Annotated in this window: 21 protein-coding genes; 8 read left to right on the plus strand and 13 right to left on the minus strand. The window is 59.1% G+C overall.

Annotated elements, in window-relative coordinates:
* Positions 1–82: 82 nt before the first annotated feature.
* Complete coding sequence (locus NF685_RS03120; protein WP_252848563.1) at positions 83–814, minus strand: HdaA/DnaA family protein; 732 nt, start codon at positions 812–814, stop codon at positions 83–85.
* Between the two features lie 95 nt (positions 815–909).
* Here NF685_RS03120 and purM point away from each other — a divergent pair, with 95 nt between their 5' ends.
* On the plus strand, positions 910–1,968 hold the full coding sequence (gene purM, locus NF685_RS03125) for a phosphoribosylformylglycinamidine cyclo-ligase (protein ID WP_252848564.1): 1,059 nt from the start codon (positions 910–912) through the stop codon (positions 1,966–1,968).
* On the plus strand, positions 1,965–2,543 hold the full coding sequence (gene purN, locus NF685_RS03130; protein WP_222547761.1) for a phosphoribosylglycinamide formyltransferase: 579 nt from the start codon (positions 1,965–1,967) through the stop codon (positions 2,541–2,543). Before purM ends, purN begins: the two co-directional genes overlap by 4 nt.
* A gap of 77 nt (positions 2,544–2,620) precedes the next feature.
* Here the strand turns inward: purN and NF685_RS03135 are convergent, their stop codons facing one another.
* From NF685_RS03135 to NF685_RS03145, 3 genes are all read right to left on the minus strand, one after another.
* Positions 2,621–4,012 (minus strand): DUF2142 domain-containing protein, encoded by a 1,392-nt coding sequence (locus tag NF685_RS03135; protein ID WP_252848565.1) that lies wholly within the window; start codon positions 4,010–4,012, stop codon positions 2,621–2,623.
* A 61-nt stretch (positions 4,013–4,073) separates the two neighbouring features.
* A complete protein-coding gene (locus tag NF685_RS03140; RefSeq protein WP_252848566.1) occupies positions 4,074–5,060 on the minus strand; it encodes a glycosyltransferase in 987 nt (328 codons plus the stop codon).
* A gap of 128 nt (positions 5,061–5,188) precedes the next feature.
* Complete coding sequence (locus NF685_RS03145; protein WP_252848567.1) at positions 5,189–6,022, minus strand: sugar phosphate isomerase/epimerase family protein; 834 nt, start codon at positions 6,020–6,022, stop codon at positions 5,189–5,191.
* Positions 6,023–6,325: 303 nt separating this feature from the next.
* On the opposite strand from NF685_RS03145, the gene NF685_RS03150 reads away from it, so the two are divergent.
* On the plus strand, positions 6,326–7,801 hold the full coding sequence (locus NF685_RS03150; RefSeq protein ID WP_252848568.1) for a sugar porter family MFS transporter: 1,476 nt from the start codon (positions 6,326–6,328) through the stop codon (positions 7,799–7,801).
* Here NF685_RS03150 and NF685_RS03155 read toward each other — a convergent pair.
* Positions 7,788–8,279: a P-loop NTPase family protein gene (locus tag NF685_RS03155; protein WP_252848569.1), complete on the minus strand. Its 492-nt coding sequence runs from the start codon at positions 8,277–8,279 to the stop codon at positions 7,788–7,790. The two genes, NF685_RS03150 and NF685_RS03155, sit on opposite strands and share 14 nt — an antisense overlap.
* 329 nt (positions 8,280–8,608) lie before the next feature.
* Here NF685_RS03155 and NF685_RS03160 point away from each other — a divergent pair, with 329 nt between their 5' ends.
* On the plus strand, positions 8,609–9,562 hold the full coding sequence (locus NF685_RS03160; RefSeq protein ID WP_252848570.1) for a DMT family transporter: 954 nt from the start codon (positions 8,609–8,611) through the stop codon (positions 9,560–9,562).
* 70 nt (positions 9,563–9,632) lie between these two features.
* On the opposite strand, the gene NF685_RS03165 is transcribed toward NF685_RS03160, so the two are convergent.
* Positions 9,633–10,130, minus strand: a complete 498-nt coding sequence (locus NF685_RS03165; RefSeq protein ID WP_252848571.1) for a hypothetical protein — start codon at positions 10,128–10,130, stop codon at positions 9,633–9,635.
* A gap of 314 nt (positions 10,131–10,444) precedes the next feature.
* Positions 10,445–10,867, minus strand: a complete 423-nt coding sequence (gene ndk, locus NF685_RS03170) for a nucleoside-diphosphate kinase (protein WP_222547768.1) — start codon at positions 10,865–10,867, stop codon at positions 10,445–10,447.
* Between the two features lie 117 nt (positions 10,868–10,984).
* Here ndk and NF685_RS03175 point away from each other — a divergent pair, with 117 nt between their 5' ends.
* The 3 genes from NF685_RS03175 (at position 10,985) to NF685_RS03185 (ending at position 15,190) form a co-directional block, all read left to right on the plus strand.
* Positions 10,985–12,877 carry an ABC-F family ATP-binding cassette domain-containing protein gene (locus NF685_RS03175; RefSeq protein ID WP_252848572.1) on the plus strand — a complete coding sequence of 631 codons (1,893 nt, stop codon included), beginning with the start codon at positions 10,985–10,987 and terminating at the stop codon, positions 12,875–12,877.
* A 43-nt stretch (positions 12,878–12,920) separates the two neighbouring features.
* Positions 12,921–14,039, plus strand: coding sequence for an AI-2E family transporter (locus NF685_RS03180; protein WP_252848573.1), 1,119 nt, complete (start codon positions 12,921–12,923; stop codon positions 14,037–14,039).
* A 335-nt stretch (positions 14,040–14,374) separates the two neighbouring features.
* The gene (locus tag NF685_RS03185) at positions 14,375–15,190 is read left to right on the plus strand and encodes a MerR family transcriptional regulator (RefSeq protein ID WP_252848574.1); all 816 of its coding nucleotides are present in this window, start codon (positions 14,375–14,377) and stop codon (positions 15,188–15,190) included.
* A gap of 50 nt (positions 15,191–15,240) precedes the next feature.
* Here the strand turns inward: NF685_RS03185 and NF685_RS03190 are convergent, their stop codons facing one another.
* From NF685_RS03190 to NF685_RS03200, 3 genes are read right to left on the minus strand one after another with little or no spacing between them, the layout of a single operon-like run.
* A complete protein-coding gene (locus NF685_RS03190) occupies positions 15,241–15,702 on the minus strand; it encodes a hypothetical protein (RefSeq protein WP_222547772.1) in 462 nt (153 codons plus the stop codon).
* Positions 15,699–16,895: a DegT/DnrJ/EryC1/StrS family aminotransferase gene (locus tag NF685_RS03195; RefSeq protein WP_252848575.1), complete on the minus strand. Its 1,197-nt coding sequence runs from the start codon at positions 16,893–16,895 to the stop codon at positions 15,699–15,701. The genes NF685_RS03190 and NF685_RS03195 overlap by 4 nt, the downstream gene beginning before the upstream one ends.
* A gap of 51 nt (positions 16,896–16,946) precedes the next feature.
* On the minus strand, positions 16,947–18,965 hold the full coding sequence (locus NF685_RS03200; RefSeq protein ID WP_373317800.1) for a polysaccharide biosynthesis protein: 2,019 nt from the start codon (positions 18,963–18,965) through the stop codon (positions 16,947–16,949).
* An 87-nt stretch (positions 18,966–19,052) separates the two neighbouring features.
* Here NF685_RS03200 and NF685_RS03205 point away from each other — a divergent pair, with 87 nt between their 5' ends.
* Complete coding sequence (locus NF685_RS03205) at positions 19,053–20,108, plus strand: MraY family glycosyltransferase (RefSeq protein WP_252848576.1); 1,056 nt, start codon at positions 19,053–19,055, stop codon at positions 20,106–20,108.
* 9 nt (positions 20,109–20,117) lie between these two features.
* Here the strand turns inward: NF685_RS03205 and NF685_RS03210 are convergent, their stop codons facing one another.
* The 3 genes from NF685_RS03210 to NF685_RS03220 all read right to left on the minus strand — a co-directional run bounded on the left by NF685_RS03210 (position 20,118) and on the right by NF685_RS03220 (position 22,870).
* Positions 20,118–20,651, minus strand: a complete 534-nt coding sequence (locus tag NF685_RS03210) for a GNAT family N-acetyltransferase (RefSeq protein ID WP_252848577.1) — start codon at positions 20,649–20,651, stop codon at positions 20,118–20,120.
* A 140-nt stretch (positions 20,652–20,791) separates the two neighbouring features.
* Entirely contained in the window at positions 20,792–21,196 is a 405-nt protein-coding gene (locus NF685_RS03215) for a MarR family transcriptional regulator (protein ID WP_222547777.1), read from the minus strand.
* Positions 21,197–21,454: 258 nt separating this feature from the next.
* Positions 21,455–22,870 (minus strand): leucyl aminopeptidase family protein, encoded by a 1,416-nt coding sequence (locus NF685_RS03220; protein WP_252848578.1) that lies wholly within the window; start codon positions 22,868–22,870, stop codon positions 21,455–21,457.
* Positions 22,871–22,952 lie beyond the last annotated feature (82 nt).

Here is a 22,952-nt window from a genome sequence, read left to right on the forward strand (position 1 = left end):
CTGACCAATACGTAAACGCAGCATCCGCTCCGGAGCGCCCTACGTCAAACCCCTTCACCCAATCATCACAAACTTGTCGCGTTCAGCCCTCTTCCTCGGAGGTTTCGTGCAGAAGACCCGAAAGAACCGCACGCGCCATAGCGCGCGTGAGTGGCTTCTTCTGGGCAAGTCCTGCCTGATCGAGCCTGTCCACGGCGGCCACGATCGCATCGCCCGTGCGCGGAAGATGACAGAGCAACCAGTCCAGAATCGGGTTGGAGACGATCATCTGGCGCTCGGCGATCAGACGAAGAAGCAGCGCAAACCGCAGTCTGTCTTCAGGTGGCAGAACCGGCACGACGGTCACAGCACGCAAACGACTGGCCAGATCGGGCAGGATAATACCCATGCGGCTCGGTGCGGTCCGCGAAGCCATAAGCAGCGTGATGCGCTGCTCGCGTGCAAGGTTGAGCAGATGCAGCAATGCCCGCTCCGATGTCACCCTGTCCAGATGATCCAGGGCGAGCGCCGCAGGCAGGGAGTCGGTCAGCTGCGCGATATCGGGCTCATCGAGCTGGGCAGCATCGATCACACGTGTATGACGTCGCGCGGCCCATATATGCAGGAGATGGGTTTTGCCGCAGCTATCCGCCCCGCAAAGCAGCAGGCGTCGATCGGGCCAGCCCGTCTGATTGAGCCAGTGGCGCGCCTGTGCATTCGACGATGCTGGGATAAAATGCTGTGCCGCAACGCTTGCCGGCGGCTTGAGAGCAAGCGCAAGCTGGGCAGAAGCGCTCAGCGACGCCAATCCGTCATTTCCCGCTTCTTTGTCCATCCAATAGCCGTTCCGGTCCTTTCCGAGCCGGGTCGGCTCCTTTAGAAGGACAGATACTAACGCAACTGGCCAGGTTTTTCGAGCGAGGCGACAGCATGACCGATCCAATCTCTCCTTCAGCAAGCTATCGCCAGTCCGGTGTCGATATCGAAGCTGGCGATGCCCTGGTCGAGGCGATCAAGCCCGCCGCAAAATCGACCGACCGGCCCGGCACGATGGGCGGCCTGGGTGGCTTTGGCGCATTGTTCGATCTCAAGGCCGCGGGTTTCACCGATCCTGTTCTTGTGAGCTGCACCGACGGTGTCGGCACCAAGCTCATGGTTGCCATCGAGAGCGGCCAGCATGACACGGTCGGTATCGATCTCGTGGCCATGTGCGTGAACGACCTGGTGGTACAGGGCGCACAGCCTCTGTTCTTCCTCGATTATCTCGCGACAGGCAAACTCTCCGTCGAGGATGCTGCGCGTGTGATCCAGGGCATTGCGCAGGCCTGCCGCGAAACGGACTGTGCCCTTGTCGGGGGGGAAACCGCGGAAATGCCCGGCATGTACGAAGCCGGCCATTACGATCTCGCCGGTTTCAGTGTCGGAGCCGCCGAACGCTCGGCACTTCTGCCTTCCGGTATTGCAGAAGGCGATACGCTGATCGCGCTGCCCTCTTCCGGCGTGCACTCCAACGGCTATTCTCTTGTGCGCAGCATCAAGACGATGAGCGGCCTGGAATGGAACAGCGAAGCGCCTTTCGAACCGGGCAGCACATTGGCCGAAGCACTTCTTCGTCCCACCGCACTTTACGTGCGTACAGTCATGGCGCTGCATCGTGCCGGCCTGCTGCATGGCTGCGCACATATCACGGGCGGCGGTTTGCCGGGCAATCTGCCGCGCGTCCTGCCCGAAGGACTGGGTGTGCAGATCGAAGCCGATACCTGGCCTGTGCCGCCCGTGTTCCGCTGGCTCGCCACTGCAGGCAACGTCACGCAGGACGAAATGCTCAAGGTTTTCAACTGCGGCATCGGCATGGTGCTGATTACCCCAGAGCCCGACAAGGTTCTGGCAATGCTCGAAGAGCGTGGCGAAAAGGGATACCGCATCGGTGACGTCACCGCGAGCGGCCCGCGCTTCGTACTCGATGGCAAGGTCGATTTCGCTCTATGACCAAGACGCCTGTCGCCATTCTTATCAGCGGGCGTGGCAGCAACATGAAAGCGCTGATCGAGGCCTGTGCACAGCCGGACTATCCGGCACGCATTGCGCTCGTGCTCAGCAATAACCCCGATGCGCCCGGGCTCGAAACCGCACGGGCAGCAGGGCTCGACACTTGCGCGATCGATCATCGCCTCTACCCGAAAGACCGGGAAGGCCATGAAAAGGCGATCGACGATGCGTTGCGCAGGGCGGGAGTCGAGGTGATCTGCCTGGCCGGGTACATGCGTGTGCTCACCCCATGGCTTGTCGAGCGCTGGGCGGGTCATATGCTCAACATTCACCCGAGCCTGCTTCCTGCCTATCCCGGTCTCGACACGCACGAGCGCGCTCTCGCTGCCGGTGAGGCATTTCACGGCTGCACCGTCCATCTGGTGACGGATGGCGTGGATGAAGGGCCGATTCTCAAACAGGCCCGCGTACCGGTGCACGCCGACGATACGCCGCAAAGTCTTGCCGCGAGGGTGCTCGATCAGGAGCACCATCTCTACCCTGCCGCACTGGCGGAATTTCTGAAAAACCCTTGAAAAAAGCCCGGCTTGGACCGGGCCTTTTTACAGAGCTGGTATGGACGCGCTCTTTATCGGCCCGGGCCCTTCAGATCTCACCAGTAACGCGACGCCAGCTCGCATGTGAGGGTCACAACATCCACGATCAGAAAGAGGCTGAAACCCAGCATTGCCACCTGATGCATCGGCTTTTTATCTGCCACCTGCCCGGCCGTGCAGACACGCGGAAAGACCAGCGCCAGAAAAGGCGCGATTGGCAGGAAGTAGCGCCCCTGCACGCCATCGATAATCGGCGCCCCCACAGGGGTCCAGATCACATAGAGCGAGAAATAGACGGCCCCCACGGCAAGCAGCATGGCGAGCACCGTCACGAACGCCGTCTTCGCATTCTGGGCAAGCGCTCTGTTTGCAAACGCAGGATACAAACAAAAGCAGAGTGTTCCGGCGATCGTAAGGTAGACAATGCGATAAAACCAGGCCGGGAACAGGGTATCCAACCAGCCAAGTACTCCGATGAACTCGTGGATATTATGCCCTAGATTCACTTTGAGTGTTGTGTAGGCCAACATCGGCAGCGAAAGGGGATGTGTCAGCACCCAATGTACCTGCCCGCTATCCGAGGTTCCCGATCCGTCGAGAAACTGTATTTTCGTGGGGTTGAGGCCGATCTTCTGCCAGACCAGAAATGCCAGCGCGCTCGCGAGGAAGGGCATAGCCCGGTCAAGCATTTTGCCCGGCAAACGAAAACCGAGAGGAATAAGACTGCACAAGAGCAAGGGCGGTTTGCTCACAGTCAGAACGGCGAACAGACAGGATATCGCGATCCAGAAGTGCCGTGACCCGGGGTTCTGGGCATCGAGACGAGTCAGCAAAGCCGCCGTCACGATAGACAGGCCGATCAATATACCGTCCTGCGAACACGACGCCCCTACAGCGATGACCATCGGCAGGCTCGCAAGGACCGCCAGATACAGCGTGCCACGACGCGCAAGTCCGATACCGAGCGCGCAGAGTGCTATCGTAAAGACAACATTGACCGTTCTGACCGCATAGCTGGTCTGGAGAATCGTTGCATTCCAAGCCCGCGCGAGCGCCGTGGTAATCGCGCCGGGAATATAGGTGATCGGAGCATAGATCACGGTATTGGGGAACGACACCCAGATTCGTTTCTGATCCCAGCGCCTTTCGGACAGGGCGAGAAGCTCGTTCATCTGCACCTTGGCCTGCGCATTGAAACGCAGTGAGTTCAGAAGTTCAGACTCAGCTGGGAAATCCGCCGGGAGATAGCCTCCCGCATCGTTCGTGCCCAGCTTGAGCCCGATCAGCCCCCCTTGGGAAATCTGTGTAATCCGTGCGAGATGATTGCGTTCATCGGGCGTCTGGCCTGGCGGCGTAAGAAGCACGCAGGCCATTCCCATAAGGGCCGCGAAGAACACATAGACCAGTGCGGGGGAGACGGGCAGACCCGCCTTGAAGCTGCGTAACAAGACATATTCCCGAAATTATGGGCACACCGTCCCATAGAGCGAACTAAACCCGATAGCGCGGTTACAGGTCGATGCGCGGGGGAGCCGAAAGCGCCAGATAAGCCAGTCTTTTGCTTTCCTGCCTCCCAAGTGCGACGCTGTTCAGGATAAGCCCGCAAACAAGTGAGAGCGCAGCCAGAAGCTCCAGCCCCGTCGCCAGAACGGCAGACGGAAGATGCGGCACCGTATGCGTTTCAATAAAGTCCAGAACCGAACGCAGGCCGACGAGACCGCCAAGAAGAGCAAGCACGACCCCGATCGAACCAAAAAACAGGAAGGGCCGCTCCTGCTTGAGAAGATTGACGATCGTACCGAGAATCCGGAACCCGTCCTTATAGGTATTAAGCTTGGAGAAAGACCCCTCCGGTCGCTCGCTATAGCGCGTCTGAACCTCGCCCATCGACATGTTCAGCTCGAGCGTATGGACGGTAAACTCCGTTTCCGTTTCGAAACCCGATGAAAGAGCGGGGAAGGATTTGACGAAGCGGCGGCTGAACACGCGATAGCCCGACAGCATATCCGATTGCCCACGGCCAAAAAGGCTCACAACAAGACCGGTCAGAACCTTGTTGCCAAGGACATGCCCAGGTCGATAAGCCGCGGCTTCTTCATGGTTACGCACGCCCATGACTGTATCGTGGCCGTTTTCGAGCGCCATGCGTACCATTTTCGGCGCAGCGGCTGCCTCATATGTTCCATCGCCATCGATCAGCACATAGAAATCGGCTTCGATATCGGCGAACATACGCCGTATGACATGACCCTTGCCCTGCAAGCGCTCTCGTCGGGTAATTGCCCCTGCATCTCTGGCGAATGCCATCGTTCGATCGGTCGAATTATTGTCGTAAACATAGATTGCCGAATCGGGCAGGGCAGCACGCATATCACGCACGACCCCGGCAATCGTGACCTCTTCGTTATAACAGGGAATCAGCACTGCGATCCGATAGGCTGAGAGTGAAGTCACGTTTTCAGCGACCTGATCCTGACGGAGAAACTCAGTCTGCATTACTCTCTCTATACGAAACGGTCATTACAGTTCGCTCCTAGCATTATGGCGGTCAGGAGACCAGATCGCATCCGTTACGATAGACAACATTGCGCAACCAATGTGAGATAGCGGGACTGGACACCGCTCTAACGCAACGCGTTCGTCCCATGCTCCTGTAGTACCTTCCGGAGTTCCGGCAGAAGCTCGGCGGGATCGCGCTCCCAGAGCCGAGGGCTGATCAGTTCGATCGACCATGGACCATCATAACCACTCAGCCGCACCGCTTCAGACCAGGCTGGAAGGTCGATCTCCCCTCTCCCCGGCATGCAATCGCGCAGAACTGTTTCATCCCAGCCCTCACCCTGCCTCGGTACACGGCCATCGCAGAAATGCACACCGAAGATACGCCTTGGATCGAGAAGGGCAATATCGTCCGGCACCGCGCCCGAAGCATGAAAATGCCAGAAATCCACGACGACACCGACATTCTCCGATTCGACACGCTCCATAATCTCCTGTGCCTGCGCCAGCGTCCGGAATTGTGTGAAGGCAGGAAGCTCGATCATGTAACGCATGCCGTACTCACGGCCTATGGCAGCAATCGCGCCTATATTGCGCGTCATGATATCCATGATCTGCTCGTACGGCAGATGATCGATGCCATTGCGAGGCAGCACCATGACGGTTTGCGCTCCAAGCTCACAGGCTTCGACCGTAATCCTGCGCGCTTCGGCAAGTAACGCTTCGAAGGCCTGCGGCTCATGACGCTCGATATGATCCAGAGCACTTACATGGCTCACGCGCAGTCCAGCGTCATTTACGGCGCAGCGGAGTGCCTCGATCGATCCGCCACAGGCAAGGTACCGAGCAAGCTTCGGATAGAAAATTTCCAGATCGGTAAACCCGGCCTCGCGAGCAAGCCGGATATCCATCATCAGATTGGTGTGGAAGCTCGATATGCCGTGCAGAGCCATACGCATGGTGTAGGTCCTTTCCGAATTCCCTGCGGGTCTATCCCCTCTGGATATGCCGCCGATGAACCCCATCGTGCCTTACCCTGCGCACGGCATGAGAGCGCGCCCTTGATGGAAAACCATCGGATTAGCGATACGCTTTCGCACGGACGCGCTTACGCTTCGAAGGTTACATAAATGTCACGTTCGAGGTTTCATCATGATTGACTCTCTCCTGCCCCCCTGTGCGCCGAAGGCGGAGTATCGACCCGCAGCGCGTTTTCGCATCCGGCATATCGGCTTCAATCGCAACAGCGACGGAGCATCGTCATGAACCGGATAAAAGATCTGGTCGGCGTCGCCTCGGAACGTCACGATGTCGGCTATGTACTGCGTCTTTGCGCCGTTGCCGCGCTGGGCGGAATTCTGTTCGGCTACGATACTTCGGTGATCTCGGGCGCAATCGGGCCAATCAGAGCCTATTTCCACCTGGGCGATGCTGCGACAGGCTGGGCAGTCTCGAGTGTCATTCTGGGCTGCATTCTCGGCGCCTTCTGCTCAGGATGGCTGGCACAGACACTGGGACGACGTCTGACCCTGTTCGTCTGCGCCATACTCTTTTCGGTGCAATCCATCGGTGCTGCGCTCGCACCGGATTTCCTCCAATTCGTGGTTTATCGCATTCTCGGCGGGCTGGCGGTTGGCATCGCTTCGGCAGTATCGCCCATGTATATGTCCGAGGTCTCACCGAAAGACATGCGCGGCCGTGCCCTGTCGATGGAGCAGTTCGCAATCGTGCTCGGCGCCTTGATTGTCTATATCGTGAATTATCTCATTGCCGCGCATTCCAGCGCATCATGGCTCGAAACGACAGGCTGGCGCTGGATGCTGGGGTCGGAAATCGTCCCTTGCCTCATTTTCTGCACCACGATTTTCCTCATTCCCGAATCCCCACGCTGGCACATGATCAAGGGCAAGGAAGACCGTGCATTCAGGACATTGAGCCGTATCTCCAACCCGACCCATGCCCGCTCCCTGATGGAGGAGATACGCAACTCACTGAGCGAACATGGCGTCAAAGGTCACGGTCTGCGCACGATCCTGCACGATCGTCGCGCACGCTGGATCGTCTTTATCGGTGCGATGATCGCAGGTCTGCAGCAATTCACCGGGATCAATATCGTCGTCTATTACGCCCCGATGTTACTGAGCAATTCGAGCGGCAGCCTGAAAAACGCTCTGTTCCAGACCATCTGGATCGGCGTTGCCAATCTGATAGGCGGTATGATCGGCGCCTGGATCGTCGATAGAAAAGGTCGACGTCCCCTGATCCTGTGGGGATCGCTGGGCATGACTCTGGGTCTGCTCGCCTCGTCCATCGCGCTCTATACGCAGGATACGGGACTGCTCGCCCTGTTCGGCCTACTGTTCTACATGCTGATGTTCGGACTTTCCTGGGGGCCGGTCGCCTGGATCCTCGTCTCGGAAATATTCCCCAATCACATCCGCTCGGTCGGTATGAGCCTTGCTGTCGCGGCGAACTGGGTGATGAATTTCGTCGTAGCGCAAAGCTTTCCGATGCTTGCCGGCAATCGCTTTCTGAACGAGGCATTCCACGGTGCTTTTTCGATGTGGCTTTTTGCCCTGCTCTGCCTCGGGTCGATGGCCTTCGTTCTGCGCTTCGTCCCGGAAACACGTGGTGTGTCGCTTGAAAAAATAGAGGCCTGTATGGTTGGATCGCCCGATCCTGTCCGGCAACGACCGATGTCCCAGCCGCTGGAACCCTCCCCCGTCAATCGTGCCTGAGCACCAGGCCGTTGCTGACACCCTGAAATGACAGCCCCTCGCTCTGACAGAAAACGCGATAAGCACGTGGCGAAAGCAGAGCGAGGCGTGGTTTCGTCATCGCGTCGAAAACCAGGCGATAACGTTGCCTGTTTTGGCGCGTCGGGCCGATGATATGACGCAACATTGTCCAGCGTACCGGCTCGCATGCAAGCCCCGGAACACCACCAGCACGTGTGCCGGCATGACGACACCGTTTTACGTAGCGAACGAGGCTGCGGAGCATGGAGCACTCAAGCAGGATAAGGCCTGTTGCCCGGTCGATACGCGACGCCAGACAAGATGAATAATTTCCGTCCATTACCCATTCATCACGTGCAATCAGCACGGCATGGTCCGCAATAAAATCGTTCTCCTGCCTGAGGGTATCGAAGCCCCCCGTTTCATAACGCAGTTGATCCAGGTGAAAGACCGGCAGTCCGGTTTTACCCCCTATCATTCGGGCCAGAGTCGACTTGCCACTATTAGAAGGACCGATGATACAAATCCGTGGTCCAAGATCAGAAAGGCCAGGCAAGCTTCTGCCTCCCAGGTACGAAACATCGATCGTTACAAGCTTGCAGGCAACAGCTTTTGCCCGATGCGGCCAAGCATTCGCGCAGCGGCTGAGGCGCAATTCATCCTGCCTGTCATCCCGCGCCTGTTTCTCATCATGCATGATGACAGGATCCGTGGCACAGAGGATTTTTGCGGCACTGCCGTGACTGTAACCCCGATATAGGTCTGGACCGGAGCGGCACCTGTCCCGACATGTGAAAAGAGATAGCAATGCAACACGTCCCGGAGCGTACGATGAATCTGGGAGAATGGGCGCTGCTTCTGGCTCTTGCCGCCCTCTGGGGCGGATCGTTCTTCTTCTTCAAGGTGCTGGTTGCCGTTATACCGCCTTTCACCGTTGTTCTGGGTCGTGTCGGGATTGCCGCATTGGCGCTGAACCTGCTGCTCCTTGCCAGAAAAGATGTTCTGTCGCTCACGCCCGCCTTATGGTTACGCCTTGGCCTTCTCGGCCTCCTGAACAACGTCATCCCGTTCTCGGCAATCGCATTTGGAGAAACGAGGATTGCCAGTGGCGTGGCCGCGATCCTCAATGCCACGACACCGGTCTTTACGATTATCGTTGCTCATTTCCTGACCCATGACGAAAAAATGCGCTGGGGCAAAGTCGTCGGCATCACCCTCGGCTTTTGTGGCGTCGGGCTTCTGATCGGACCGGCCCTGCTTGGGCATTCTTCGGATCGTGGCACTGCAGTCGGAGAAATCGCCTGCCTTGGGGCCGCACTGAGTTACGGTTTCGGCGGCGTTTATGGCCGCCGGTTCAGGGGAATGCCCCCCATGAAAATTGCAGCGGGTCAGCTCGGCGCAAGCACCCTGATTGTCCTGCCCTTATCGTTGGCCTTCGATCGCCCTTGGACGCTGCTACCCTTTACACTGTCCATCTGGGGAGCATTTTGCGGTATCGCCCTGCTCAGCACGGCGCTCGCATTCATTCTCTATTTCAGGCTGCTTGCAACGACGGGCGCCACGAACCTCTCGCTCGTGACATTTCTGCTTCCCGTCATGGCTCTGATACTGGGTGTCTGCTTCCTCGGAGAAACTCTGAACTGGAATGCGCTTGCAGGTCTCTGCGTGATAGGTCTCGGACTGGCAGCGATCGACGGACGCCCCTGGAAAAAACTCCGAAGCCGGAAAAAATTACAACGCCAGCGTGCCATTTCGGGCTGACCAGAGATGCCTCGCCAACAAGAGACTGGGGCCGCCGGAAAATCCGGTCAGTGGATGCGCTGCGTCAGGATTACCCTGAAAGGGTATCCAGCCTGGCAAATTTGACCGAGAGCATCGCGACATATTCCGGTGCATGACGTGCAAGATAAAGCGCGCGGCCCGGTTCGACCCAATGCGTTTCCGACTCATCCTCTGGACGGCCAGTGCACGACTCTTCGACATCCATACCGATTTCGGTAACGGCGGCAGATTCGGAGAGAATGACGCGTATGGGAACCAGACGGGCGGGTTCCACTTCTCCTGCCTCGATTTCCGGGGCCCCCATGCTTGCCGATAGTCGAATAAATGTAACATGAGGCGGCAGAATATAGCAGCATTCATCGCCGGACATACCAAGCTTGTCCAGAACGCGCCCGTCTTTCGTAGTGATAGATAGGCACGGATCTATAATTGTTCTGTTTTTTATATCTATTTTACAGTTTTTTTTCGGAAATGCAATTACATTACCACTATACACAAAATCACCGCCATCTTTTTGCAGTTTTTTACCTTTATTCGAGACTTTCATCGGATTCTCTACTAACTAATGAATTTTGATAATTACTCAGATCAAAATACCATATCATCCATTCATGACACTTATTTATCAAATTGCATGGAAGACACCATCATGTAGAGAATAATGCTGTAGAAAACGTTAAAGCGCGCCACAGGCAAGGATACAATGCGTCAACTTTCATCACACTGGGCCGCTGGTCTGCCACTGAGGCGATAGCCCCTGTCCAGCGTCCAGGAAACGCCCTCGCACCATGTCTTCAGATGCCTGACGCCAAAAAAAAGGCGGCCAGAGGCCGCCTTTTCACGATCGAAACCGTATCCGCCTTACGGCAGGATTTCGGTCTCTGCAAAGAAGAATGCAATTTCGTTCTTCGCGTTTTCGAGGCTGTCCGATCCGTGAACCGAGTTGGCTTCGATGCTCTCGGCATAGAGCTTGCGCACGGTGCCGTCAGCAGCCTGCGCCGGGTTGGTGGCGCCCATGACTTCGCGATGATGTGCTACGGCATTGTCACCCTGCAGCACCTGCACGACGACCGGCTCGGACAGCATGGAAGCAACGAGGCTGCCATAGAAAGGACGCTCTGCATGCACAGCGTAGAAGGCCTTGGCCTGGTCTTCGGTCAGCTTGATGCGCTTCTGGGCAACGATACGCAGACCGGCATCTTCGAACACGGCATTGATCTTGCCGGTCAGGTTGCGACGGGTCGCGTCAGGCTTGATGATCGAAAGGGTGCGTTCCAGGGCCATAAGGCATCTCCTGCATGAAAAAAGAAAAGCGGTGAACGCCCTTCCCCTAGAGCAAAACGGGAGTTCCTGATAGTCCGCTTGGCATCAAAACGCGTCCATTCTGCCCGGGAAGATATTGTGAGCCTGCTGACCATCACCGACCTGACCCTGCGCATCGCCGGACGCGTCCTGCTCGACAACGCCTCACTCAGTGTCGATCCGGGGCGCAAGGTCGGTCTGGTTGGGCGAAACGGTGCGGGAAAATCGACGCTACTTGCTGCAATTGCAGGCGATCTGCATCCCGATGGCGGCACCATCCAGCTCTCGAACCGCGCCAGTATGGGACGGGTCAAACAGGAAACGCCGGAGGGCGACGCCTCGCTGATCGAGACCGTTCTGGCGGGCGATCTGGAACGCGCGCGTCTGCTGCATGAGGCCGAAACCGCACAGGACCCGTCCCGCCTTGCGGATATCCATGAACGTTTGCTGGTTATCGACGCGCACACGGCGCCCGCGCGTGCGGCCAGTATTCTGTCAGGGCTGGGCTTCGATCACGCGGCGCAGCAACGCCCGGTTTCCTCTTTCTCAGGCGGCTGGCGCATGCGTGTGGCCCTTGCCACAGCGCTGTTTCTCAATCCGGATCTTCTTCTGCTCGATGAGCCAACGAACCATCTCGACATCGAAGCCACGATCTGGCTCGAGAACTGGCTGAAATCATTCTCCGGCGCCGCCATCGTCGTCAGCCATGACAGATCGCTGCTCGACAGCGTGGTAGACTCCATTGCGCATCTCGACAAAGGCAAGCTCAGCCTGACACCGGGTGGCTATAACGAGTTCATACGCATACGCACCGAGCAGGCCCTTCAGCAGAACCGTGCGGCTGAGCGTCTTGCGGCACAGCGTGCCCACATGCAGTCTTTCGTCGACCGGTTCCGCGCCAAGGCAACCAAGGCCAGACAGGCACAGGCCCGCCTCAAGGCGCTCGCCCGCCTGCCCCAGATCGACTCGGTCGTCGAGGACAGCCCGACACGTTTCTCCTTTCCCGAGCCCTCACCCCTTCCCCCGCCAATGCTTTCCCTAGACAAGGTGAGTGTTGGCTATGACGGGCGCGCCGTGCTGTCGAACCTGTCCTGCAGGCTCGACCTCGACGATCGCATCGCCCTTCTCGGCCAGAACGGCAAAGGCAAATCGACCTTTGCAAAGCTGCTTGCCGGAAGGCTGGAGCCGCTTTCAGGAAGCGTGAACCACTCCTCACGCCTGCGTATCGGCTATTTCGCCCAGCATCAGGGTGACGAACTGGTCCTGACAGACACGCCGATCGATCATATGAGCCGCGCCATGCCCGATGCGACACCGGTCGCCGTGCGTGCTCAGCTCGACCGTTTCGGTCTGGATTCCGGTAAAGCCGAGTCACGCGTCGGCGATCTATCCGGGGGAGAGAAGGCCCGCCTGCTTCTGGCTCTTGCCACACGCAACGCCCCCCATCTTCTCCTGCTCGATGAGCCGACAAACCATCTGGATCTCGACGCACGTGACGCACTCATTCGCGCGCTGTGCGATTTCGAGGGGGCTGTCGTGCTGATCAGCCATGACTCGCATCTGGTCGAATCCGTCGCAGACCGTCTCTGGCTGGTGGATGACGGCACGATTACGCCGTTCGAAGACGATATGGACGGCTACCGCGCCTGGCTGACCGATCGCGCGCGCAAAGCCGCAAACGAAATGCGCGTCGATAACGACGCGGATAGTGCCGGCAGAAAAGACCAAAGACGCGACCGCGCAGAACAGCGTCGCGCCCTCGCCCCGCTCCGCAAGGAGGCCAAGGCCGCCGAGCATCTGCTCGAACAGCTCGGCAAGGAACGGCAGAAAATCGAGGCGCGTCTTGCAGACCCGGCTCTCTATGCCAAAAGCGACGCCAACGAACTTACCAAGCTCAATACGCGCCTCGCCGCGCTTACAGCAGAAGAACACGCCGCAGAAGAACGGTGGCTGCGTGCCGAAGCCGAGATCGACGAGGCGAACCGAAGCTGACCCCTTTCGTTACAGGGGGATCGATGACCGAGAACGAGAGACAATGTCCGAAACGCAAAAAGACGATGCCCGGGACGCTGGGTACGAACTGACCAGGATTTTCAGAATCCTGCGTTTTACCCTGATCGTCACGATTGTCGTGCTGGCCCTCTGGCTGCTTGGCGATGTGTTGATGGTGGTATTCGCATCCACGCTTTTCGCCGTCATCCTGCACGGTCTGGCGCGCATACTGCGTGACAGGGCGCGTGTGCCTTACCAGCTCGCCGTAGGTCTCGTTGCGCTGACCGTTCTCCTTGCCATCGCAGCGCTGTTCTATTTCAGCGGCCCACAGATCGGCGATCAGTTCGTCAAGCTCAAGCAGGCCCTGATCACGCAATACGGTCAGGTGCGCAGCCAGATGGGCACGAGCACCTGGGGTCAGTTCGTCATGGACCACCTGCCCAAATCGCTGGGTGGCAACGAAACGGGAAGTGGCCCGTCACTCGGGGCCGGTCTCGCCAATTCCGTCACAGGTATTCTGAGCAGTGCGTTCGGTCTGCTCGGCACGATAGCAGTCATCCTGATCGCCGGTCTCTACTTTGCCATGTCACCGGCTATCTATGTCGACGGGATGCTGCGTCTCGTGCCTGAAAACCACAGGCCTGCAGCGCGCACGCTGTTCCTCACGGCGGGCACGACGCTATGGTCATGGACGATCGGTCAGGCCTTCGACATGCTTGCCGTGGGTCTCGCCTCCGGCATTGGCCTTGCCATACTCGGCGTCCCTCTGGCTATGGCGCTCGGTGTTGTGGCAGGGCTTTGCAACTTCATTCCCTATATCGGCGCCATTCTGGGTGCTGTCCCGGCCGTGCTGATTGCTTTGTCGCAGGGCTCGCGCACCGGGTTGATGGTCGCTGGCCTTTACTGCGTGATCCAGTTTCTCGAAGGCAATGTGCTGGCACCCCTTATCCAGCGTCATGCCGTCCATATGCCCCCGGCTCTTGCCATTCTGGCCCAGACCGTGTTCGGCACCATCCTGGGCGTCCCGGGTCTGATCCTTGCATCGCCCCTCACTGCTGCCCTGCTCGCAATCGGCGACAAGGGCACCGCCCCCCTCGCAGAGGATATGCGCACGGGCGAAACAATGGGCGATGCCCCTCTCGGCAAAGCTGAAACGGCCTGATCTGCAACGTTCCAAAAGCCCGGGATCACGACCCGGGCTTCATTTTATCCGGGCGCATCGAGATAGCCTCTCTTTGCCGACTGCCAGCGCCTCGTTTGAGGTTCGTTCCTCGCAACAGGAATGCGAGCCCCTGCCGTAGCTCACTGAAAAATCGACACGGCAGTTCAATTTCGAGGTGCCCCCCCATTCGTGCCTGTCATGATGCCTGCTTCCGGCCGCATGTCTTCCCGAACGGCACGGACACTTCGTTCAGGAATCGCGCCGGCATTTTTCTCTTGCTCCTGACATAGTGTGAGCACCGCATGGTGGTGCCGGAAGACAGAGAGTGGAGCCCCATGACACGAGACCGATCCATAGGCGAGGTTGCGGCCCTGACAGGGCTATCGATACGCAGCCTCCGCCATCTGGAAACGAAAAACCTGATCCGCCCCCGCCGAAGCGAGGCAGGGCGACGCGTTTATGGCGAAGCGGACATGCAGCGCATCACCCGCGTGCTGCTTTTACGTCAGGCCGGATATCGTCTGACAGAAATTTCGTCGGTCATGATCGCCCCCTCTCTCGACGCCCGGAGCCTGGTCGAAAGCCAGATCCTGCATCTCGGGGCCCGCCACAGGCAGCTCGGTCTCATGCTTCGTCGTCTCGAAGAGACACTGATTCTGCTCGATACGCGTGACGCTCCGGATGCGGATCGGCTCTGTTCCCTGATCAACGAGGCACAAACCATCATGACAAGAAACGAACTCAAAACCGTAGCCAGTCAGTATTTTACTGAAGCTGAATGGGAGCGATGGCAGACGCTGGGAGCAGAGTTGTTTCCGGACAGCGAACGCTCGCGCTACGAACGGGACTGGAGTGAACTGATTGCACAGGTGGAAGCGGCTATAGACCGGGGCGTGGAACCCGGTTCAGCACAAGCCCGAACACTTCTGGATCGCTGGATGGCACTGCAAGCGCCCATGGTTGAGGCACTGGGACGCGAGCATTGGGTTAAAGCGGCAAAGATGTATGAGAATATTGAAAGCTGGGAGAGCGACACGGTCAAGGCACCGTTCAGCGCCGCCGTCTATCGCTTCATGGCTGAAACAGGGCGGATCGTCCGGGAAGCCGCACCAGCCTGCAAACCCCGTCTGGTCCCGCGTTCCGGCGGTTGATGCCCCCGGAACGCGCGCCCGCAAAACCCTTTGTCCGAAAATCCGTCCTCTCAGGGGACGTCGGTTTTTTCGAAACCCTGCCCCTCAATGAGATAACGCAACGGAGCCCAGTCCGAATCGCTGAAGCTTCGCACCTTGAAGCGTGCCTTCGGATTGGTTCTGGTAATGGCGGTATTGTTCCAGTCCGCGCCGCTGATCCCGGTCCAGAGCGCCAGCTCGAATGCCTGACCGTCTTCCAGACGCCCCTTGATCACCACATCTCCGGTCGAGGGCGCCGGTGAGGTCAGCGGTGCCCAGCCACGCGTATGGGTCTGAAGCCACTCATTCAGACGCGCCGTCTCATTGGCATTGAGCGTACGGGTCTGATCGGTCTGAGCAATGGTCAGCGTGACATTCGACACCTTTTCGAACCGGATCGGTCGCAGGGCGGGGAGCGCAAAAAACCATATGACGGCAACAGTCGATAGAACGACTGCAAAAATACCGAGAATAAGAAGTGTTTCTTTTCTCACGCGTCGCGCTCCTGCGTCGCAGATGCACCGTTTTTGTCCATCGTTGCAGATTTTTCGAAAAACGATACCACGCCGTCGATCACGCGCGAGACATCGTCTTCTGTCAGTTCGGGATGCAACGGCAGCGCAAGGATACGCGCTCCAAGCCCTTCCGATACAGGCAGCGACACCGTCTCGTCATGATGCTCGGCATAGGCTGGCTGCTCGTGCAGCGGCTTTGGATAATAGACCACGCTCGGAACGCCCTGCGCCTTGAGATGGGCCTGAAGCGCATCGCGCGTCCCGGCATCGGGCAGAAGAATGGAATAGATTGCCCAGGCACTCTCTCCTCCGGCAACACGCGACGGAACCTGGACGAGCTTCGACAGAGCCCGGTCATAGCGCGTGGCAATCGCCTCACGCCGGGCGAGCTCCTCATCGAACTGATCGAGCTTGGCAAGCAGAACCGCAGCCTGCAACGTATCCAGACGTCCGTTCAGGCCAATACGCAGCACCTCATAACGCGTTTTGCCCTCGCCATGACTGCGCAGCGAGCGATAAAGCGCCGCGCGCTCCGGATCGTCGGTCAGTATTGCTCCACCATCGCCATAGGCGCCGAGCGGCTTGGACGGAAAGAACGACAATGTGGTTGCAAGCGCCTCACGCCCGAGCTTGTGCCCATCGAGCGAAGCACCGAAGGCCTGTGCGCAATCCGAAACAAGGAGAAGCCCCTCCTCCTGTGCGATCGTGCGCAGCGTGTTCCAGGGTGCAGGCTGCCCGAACAGATCGACCCCAATGATCACGCGCGGTTCGAGCTCTTCCTGTGCGCGTATGGAGGCGATGCGACTGCGCAGATTATCGCAATCGATCTGGAAGGTACGGGGATCGACATCCACGAACACCGGCGTTGCCCCGAGAAGAAGAACGACTTCTGCTGTCGCCGTGTAGGTAAAGGCAGGCAGAAACACCGCGTCGCCCGGGCCGATCTCCTCGGCCATGAGCACCATCAGCAGGGCATCCGTGCCGGATGACACGCTGACAGCGTGTTTCGCGCCGCTATAGGCGCACAGTCTGGATTCCAGCTCCTCGACTTCCGGCCCCATCACGAACTTGCAGTGATCCAGTACCGTGTCGATACGCTGCTTCAGGGCCGCACCAAGGCGAAGCTGCTGCCTTGGCAGGTCGAGAAAGGAGATGGGGGCTTTTTCGCTCATGACATTCTTCCCTAATCGGCCCCGAGAGGCCCGGTCCTGTATCGACCCGCGTTATGACACAGGGGTCGCGTTTTCCGAAGTCGCTGGCTGCACGGCCGAAACCTGCGGAGCCCGCGTGTGACGTACCTCGCCCAGAGGGTTGTGGGCGAATTCCGGCACCAGCTCGTTGATGATCGCCAGAGACTGTCCGACATCGTCAACAAGGCTTGCCGCTTCGAGCTGTTCGAGCAGCGCGCGCGCTGCCAGAAGGTCGATCAGGCGCGGTGTCGCCATTTTGAGGCCCGGCGCATCTGTCGGCACCGGCGCTTCGCGCCCATGAAAAAGCTCCTCATAGAGTTTCTCCCCCGGACGCAGCCCGGTAAAACGTATGGCGACATCCTCATCGGGAGTAAGCCCGGCCAGACGGATCATCTGCCGTGCAAGATCGAGAATGCGCACGGGCTCGCCCATGTCGAGAACGAATATGCCGCCCTGCTGCAAAAGCGCATCGGTCTCGTCCCGCAGGCGTCTCATGGCCGTTCCACGCACACTGGCCTGAAGCACCAGCCCGACAGCCTCGGGCACCGTCATGAAATAGCGCGTCATGTCCGGATGGGTGACGGTCAGCGGCCCACCCTGTTCGAGCTGGCGGCGAAACAGCGGCACGACGGATCCGGTCGAGCCAAGCACATTGCCGAAGCGCACCGTCACGCAGCGAAAGGCAGAGCCTCGCGACTCAGCCTCGGCGGCCAGTGCCTGACAATAGATTTCGGCACAGCGTTTGGTCGCCCCCATGATGCTCGACGGATTGACCGCCTTGTCACTGGAGATGAGCACCATGGCCTGCGCGGCGTGACGGATCGCCGCATCGGCCACGATACGCGTACCGATAACATTGGTCAGCACACCTTCGCAGGGATTGGCCTCCACGATCGGCACATGCTTGAGCGCTGCTGCATGAAATACGAGAGCGGGCCGATAAAGCGCAAACACCTCATCGATACGCTGCGCATCGCGGATATTGGCCACGATCACGCGACGCGGTACCTGCGGGTACAGCTCCGACAATTCGAGATCGATCTGCCAGAGAGCGAATTCGCCATGATCGAGCAAAAGCAGTGTAGCAGGGCCGAACTGGGCAACCTGCCTTGCCAGCTCGGATCCGATCGTCCCTCCGGCCCCCGTTACCAGAACGACCTGTCCCTGGATAAGGCGCGCCATGCCTTCGCGGTCCAGCGGCACCTCGGGCCGGTTGAGGAGATCTTCCAGTGCAATCGGTCGCATCTGAATCTCTTCTGCCGGGGTCAGACGTGTAAGCGAGGGCGCACGCTGCACGGCAATGCCATGGGCCTGACCCGCATCCAGCACCACCGAAAGAGGTGAGCCACGCCATTCGGGATCGGTCACGATCACACTGTCAGGCAGGGTATCGCTGGCCGCCATCGCATCGAGTACGGATGAAAGATCTTCCGGCACACCGAGAATCGGCACGCCATGCAGCCGCCGCCCCTGCTGACCGGGCGAGCGCGTGACGAGACCAAGAACCTGATATTGTGCATCCGATGCCCGTTCGAGCGCACGCAGGAAAAGATCGGCGCTCTGGTCCGAGCCTGCGAGCAGAACGCGGCTTTTATGCCCCTGTGCCTGCTGGCGCATGGTGCTGACAAGACGTGTCATCAGCCTGCTTCCGCCCAGTCCCACGAGCAGCACCAGAGCATAGATGAAAGGAAAGGTCGGCGATGGAAGGGGAAAGCCGGAAACCCAGAGCATGAGCGAGAAAAGCGCGGCCCCCCCGACCGAGGCCGCTGCGATTCCGCGCAGATCCGCGACACCCGAAAACCGCCAGTATTGCTGTGGAATGCGGAAGGGCAATCCACTGACGAGAAGTGTGACCGCACCCCCGGCGATAAACCAGAGAGGATGCAACAAGCCATCATGCGGAGCAGCCAGAAAACGCGCTACGGGCGCTGCAATGCCGGAGATCAGCCCGTCAGCCAGGACGTTGACGGCGATTCTTCCACGTGACCGGTGGCGATGCGCCAGCGATCGGGATTGCAGGGACGGGCTATGAGGATGTTGCTTCTCGTTCACACGCCACTTATAGCCCCGAAACCCTGCGCGTTGCGATGGCCTGATAACGGGCGCGCATCCTGTTTGTGAAAAAAAGCGGATCTGACGATGATACCCCTGATCGCCTGCTGTCTGGGCGCCGCCTGCATCAGCGCTGCCCTGATACGACACATGATCCGCGTCGGGGTGATGGATGTGCCGGTCGAGCGCAGCTCGCACACACGCCCCACCCCCAAGGGCGGCGGAATCGGTGTCGTCATTGCTTTCCTGCTGGTCTTTCCGATCTCGCAACTCTGGACTCAGGGCGACCTTCCGGGAGCCTCCCTTCTCCTGCCTCTCATGGGGGCCGCCCTTCTCAGCCTTTTCTCGTGGCTGGACGATATCCATTCCTACCGTGCGACACTGAAACTTGGCGTACAGGGCGCCGCCTCGATGATGGTTCTGGCAGGCGTCGCTCTGGCAGGCCCGTTCATAAACCAGAATTTTCACGCATTGCAGACGCTGCTGACCGCGTTTCTACCCGGCGCAATGGCCGCTTTGATTTGCACGCTGATACTGGTCGCAACAGGGTTTTTGTGGCTCGTCTACACGACCAATGCGCTGAATTTCATCGACGGTCTGAACGGCCTTGCATCCGGCGTCATGATCGTTGCCGCTCTGACGCTTGCATTGGTCTTTTATCACGCACAAGCGCCGGCCTTCACCCATGCGGCGCTCATACTCGCTGTCGCTCTGCTGGCATTTATGCCCTTCAATTATCCCAAAGCGCGTATTTTCATGGGAGATGTCGGCAGTCAGGGGGCCGGGCTGGTCATTGCATGGCTCGGTATCGAGGCTGCCTGCACAACACGTTATCCCCTTATCGCGCCCTTTGTCCTCAGTGGCGTTCTCTACGATGTCGGGTTCACACTCGTCCGTCGCGCACTGGCAGGCGACGCGCTGGCACAGGCGCATCGCAGTCATCTTTATCAGCTTGCCGCACGTAGCGGCATCGCGCCCGTGATCATCGCGCCCATCCACTGGGCTTTCGCCATATGGGGCGGCCTTGTCTGCATCCAGCCAGCCCCTCTGGCCCTGCGTCTGGGGCTCATTCTCACCCCTCAGCTCTCCTGGACCGCACTGGTGATCCTCAGGGCGCGTGCTCGCGATCTGGGCAAGTGGTAACCCGCGCGCCTAAGTCGACAGGTCTGGCCGAAGACGCTCGAACACCTCGATTTCAGTGTTTAGATAGACTGCCCGCGCAAGAGACTTGAAGCCGTTCCGCGCAGCAATGCGCATGGAAGCGAGATTTCTCGGATCGATGATACAACGCGTCTGGCGATGCTCTGTATGCGTGTCGATCCAGGCAAGCGCGCTGGCTACAGCCTCGCCACCATATCCCATACCGTGACACCATGATGCCAGAACCCAGCCCGCCTCCGGAAAACCGTCGAGCGACGGCGTGATCCCGCGGCGCGCTTCACCGAACCCGACCGTGCCGACAAACCGCCCTGTATCGCGCTCTCGCACGCACCAGTAACCGAAACCCAGTATCTCCCAGTATCCGCGATAACGCATCAGCCGGTCCCAGGAATCGGTATGTGATGCAGGATGGCCAGACGTATATCGCGCAACGACCGGATCGGCGCGCATCGCAGCGAGATCGTCGTAATCTGCCTTCTCGGGAAGACGGAGGCTTAATCTCCGCGTCTCAAACTCACGCTTCAAAGCGCTCCCTCCCTCTCGGCGCCAGATCTTTACGACAAGCTCAGCACGGAGAGTGCCAGACCATAAAAAAAACCGCCATCCTTGCGGAGGGCGGTTTTTCTGTCCGTCGGGGACGAGCCCCTTTGGCAAACTTACCGGCTTCAGCCGGCAGCGCGACGCACCGTCATGCGCTCTACCGTGCCGCGACCGGTCTTGGCAGCGGGCTTGGCCGTGCCGGAGGCTTCGCTCATCAGCGAACGCATCTCACGCAGGAAGGCCGAACCCTTGAGCGTGCGCTGTACCAGCACCGAGCGACGATCCAGCGGATCGACCTTGCGACGGGCAAGATCAAGCTCACCCAGACGATCGAGCGCGCGAGTGATGGCAGGCTTCGAAACGTTGAGCTCCTGGGCAAGACCACGCACCGTGTGGGCCCCATCCTGAAGATAGCAGGTCAGGAAGACACCGAGCTGGCGTGCAGAAAGATCGGGACCGTCCTTGCGGACGAGCGAAACGATCGTGTCGCGCAGAAGGTTGAGCATCTGGTCATTCTGTGCCTGGGCCATCGAAAAAACTCCTCAATGCAGCGCGCTCTCGGCGCGGCGAATGGTCTTACCCGTCGCCCAAGTAAGCCACTCCGGAATACCTTGACGATATTGCGAAACGCCACGCCTTGGGTGCGTGTCCTGACGGCGCTTGCTTTAGGAATGAGGCGGGTTGCTTCCCGATTAGCGTTGCATTCCTACAACATGCGTCGAACGATACGCAGTCATATAGGTTCGTTTTTGCAATCGGTTTAGTATCTTTTTGTTGAAACTCAGGGGCTAAGCCGCCCCCGACATATCATACTCATTAATCATTCGTAATGTTGCGTCCACAAGCGCGCGAAGTGCGAGTGTTTCTCCCCCCTCGGGACGACCCGGTCTCGCGCTGTCATTCCATGCATAAGTGTCGATATGTGCCCATTTTACAGGGGGTTCGACAAATCGCTGAAGAAAGAGTGCCGCTGTAATCGCCCCGGCCATCGGCTTGTCGGTCACATTGCCAAGATGGGCATTTTTGCGGCCGAGCCATGCGTCATAGCCATGCCAGAGTGGCAATTGCCACATGGCATCGCCGGCATTTTCCGCCGCATCGAGCAGCAGATGACTCCAGTTCCGGTCGTTGCAGAACAACGCAGGCAGATCCGGACCGAGAGCAACGCGTGCCGCTCCTGTCAGAGTCGCGGCATCGAGCAGCCAGTCCGGAGCGCTTTCGCAGGCTTCGCTCAGCAGGTCGCTCAGAACGAGGCGCCCCTCGGCATCGGTATTACCTACCTCCACCGTGAGGCCTGACCGGGTCGTCAGGATGTCACCGGGACGCATGGCATGACCTGAAATGCTGTTCTCGACGCATCCGATACGCAGTTCGAGCCGCAAAGGCAGGTCCTGCGCCATGATGACATGCGCGAGAGCCAGCATCAGGGCTGCACCGCCCATATCCTTCTTCATGCGCAGCATGCCGCTGGCGGGCTTGATGTCGTACCCTCCGGTATCGAAACAAACGCCTTTGCCCACAAGGGAGAGGAGCGGTGCATTCTCCTGCGCCTTGCTGCCACGCCAGACCATTTTTACCACGCGTGCAGGACGATCCGATCCGGCGCCTACTGCGGCAAGACAGGGATAGGCAGACGTCAGTGTCTGCCCGGCCACGATCTCGATTGCAGCACCATGCTTCTCCGCAAGATCGGCTGCCGCCTGGGCCAGTTCAACAGGACCGAGAAGATTGGCCGGCATATTCACCAGATCGCGCCCCAGCCACACGGCCTGTGCAATATGACGTTCCTTCGCGTGCCCCGCGGGTACGACCAGCCGCACCGGAAAGAGGCACTCAGGGCCGACCGCATAGCGATAGGCCCCCATGCAGAAACCCAGAAGCACCTCTCCTTCCAGCCCGGCACGCTCCGCCCTGAGCCGGTCAGAAACATTCATCGACCAGTCGCCTTTGGGCAAGCCGGTTGCCAGGCTGCCAAAACGCGCGGCGTCCTTCTCCGCAGCGTCGACAACGAAGACAGCACGATCCACACCCTGCGGACCGGGAACCAGATAGAGGCGCCCGGGTGCGGGCTCACCGGCAATTTCGAAAAGTCCCGCGCGATGCGCGCCCAGAACCTTGTGGAAATCATCCTGCGGCGAGACGAGATGAACGATGCGCGCGTTATCCGAGCGATCGATGAGGCAGAGTGTATCGGGCAAGCGCATGGTTATAAGCCTCTCTTAGTCGATCCGAGACGCCCGATGACGCATCGGGCAATGATGAGCATGTCTTGCAATTCCATCGCTC

Origin of the sequence: Asaia lannensis NBRC 102526 (genome assembly GCF_024054035.1) — a bacterium.
Lineage (GTDB): Bacteria > Pseudomonadota > Alphaproteobacteria > Acetobacterales > Acetobacteraceae > Asaia > Asaia lannensis.

Coding starts and splice junctions, on each gene's coding strand:
- NF685_RS03120 (WP_252848563.1), bottom strand. CDS start 814: ATGGACAAAGAAGCGGGAAATGACGGATTGGCGTCGCTGAGCGCTTCT.
- purM (WP_252848564.1), top strand. CDS start 910: ATGACCGATCCAATCTCTCCTTCAGCAAGCTATCGCCAGTCCGGTGTC.
- purN (WP_222547761.1), top strand. CDS start 1,965: ATGACCAAGACGCCTGTCGCCATTCTTATCAGCGGGCGTGGCAGCAAC.
- NF685_RS03140 (WP_252848566.1), bottom strand. CDS start 5,060: ATGCAGACTGAGTTTCTCCGTCAGGATCAGGTCGCTGAAAACGTGACT.
- NF685_RS03145 (WP_252848567.1), bottom strand. CDS start 6,022: ATGCGTATGGCTCTGCACGGCATATCGAGCTTCCACACCAATCTGATG.
- NF685_RS03150 (WP_252848568.1), top strand. CDS start 6,326: ATGAACCGGATAAAAGATCTGGTCGGCGTCGCCTCGGAACGTCACGAT.
- NF685_RS03155 (WP_252848569.1), bottom strand. CDS start 8,279: ATGATAGGGGGTAAAACCGGACTGCCGGTCTTTCACCTGGATCAACTG.
- NF685_RS03160 (WP_252848570.1), top strand. CDS start 8,609: ATGCAACACGTCCCGGAGCGTACGATGAATCTGGGAGAATGGGCGCTG.
- NF685_RS03165 (WP_252848571.1), bottom strand. CDS start 10,130: ATGAAAGTCTCGAATAAAGGTAAAAAACTGCAAAAAGATGGCGGTGAT.
- ndk (WP_222547768.1), bottom strand. CDS start 10,867: ATGGCCCTGGAACGCACCCTTTCGATCATCAAGCCTGACGCGACCCGT.
- NF685_RS03180 (WP_252848573.1), top strand. CDS start 12,921: ATGTCCGAAACGCAAAAAGACGATGCCCGGGACGCTGGGTACGAACTG.
- NF685_RS03185 (WP_252848574.1), top strand. CDS start 14,375: ATGACACGAGACCGATCCATAGGCGAGGTTGCGGCCCTGACAGGGCTA.
- NF685_RS03195 (WP_252848575.1), bottom strand. CDS start 16,895: ATGAGCGAAAAAGCCCCCATCTCCTTTCTCGACCTGCCAAGGCAGCAG.
- NF685_RS03205 (WP_252848576.1), top strand. CDS start 19,053: ATGATACCCCTGATCGCCTGCTGTCTGGGCGCCGCCTGCATCAGCGCT.
- NF685_RS03215 (WP_222547777.1), bottom strand. CDS start 21,196: ATGGCCCAGGCACAGAATGACCAGATGCTCAACCTTCTGCGCGACACG.
- NF685_RS03220 (WP_252848578.1), bottom strand. CDS start 22,870: ATGCGCTTGCCCGATACACTCTGCCTCATCGATCGCTCGGATAACGCG.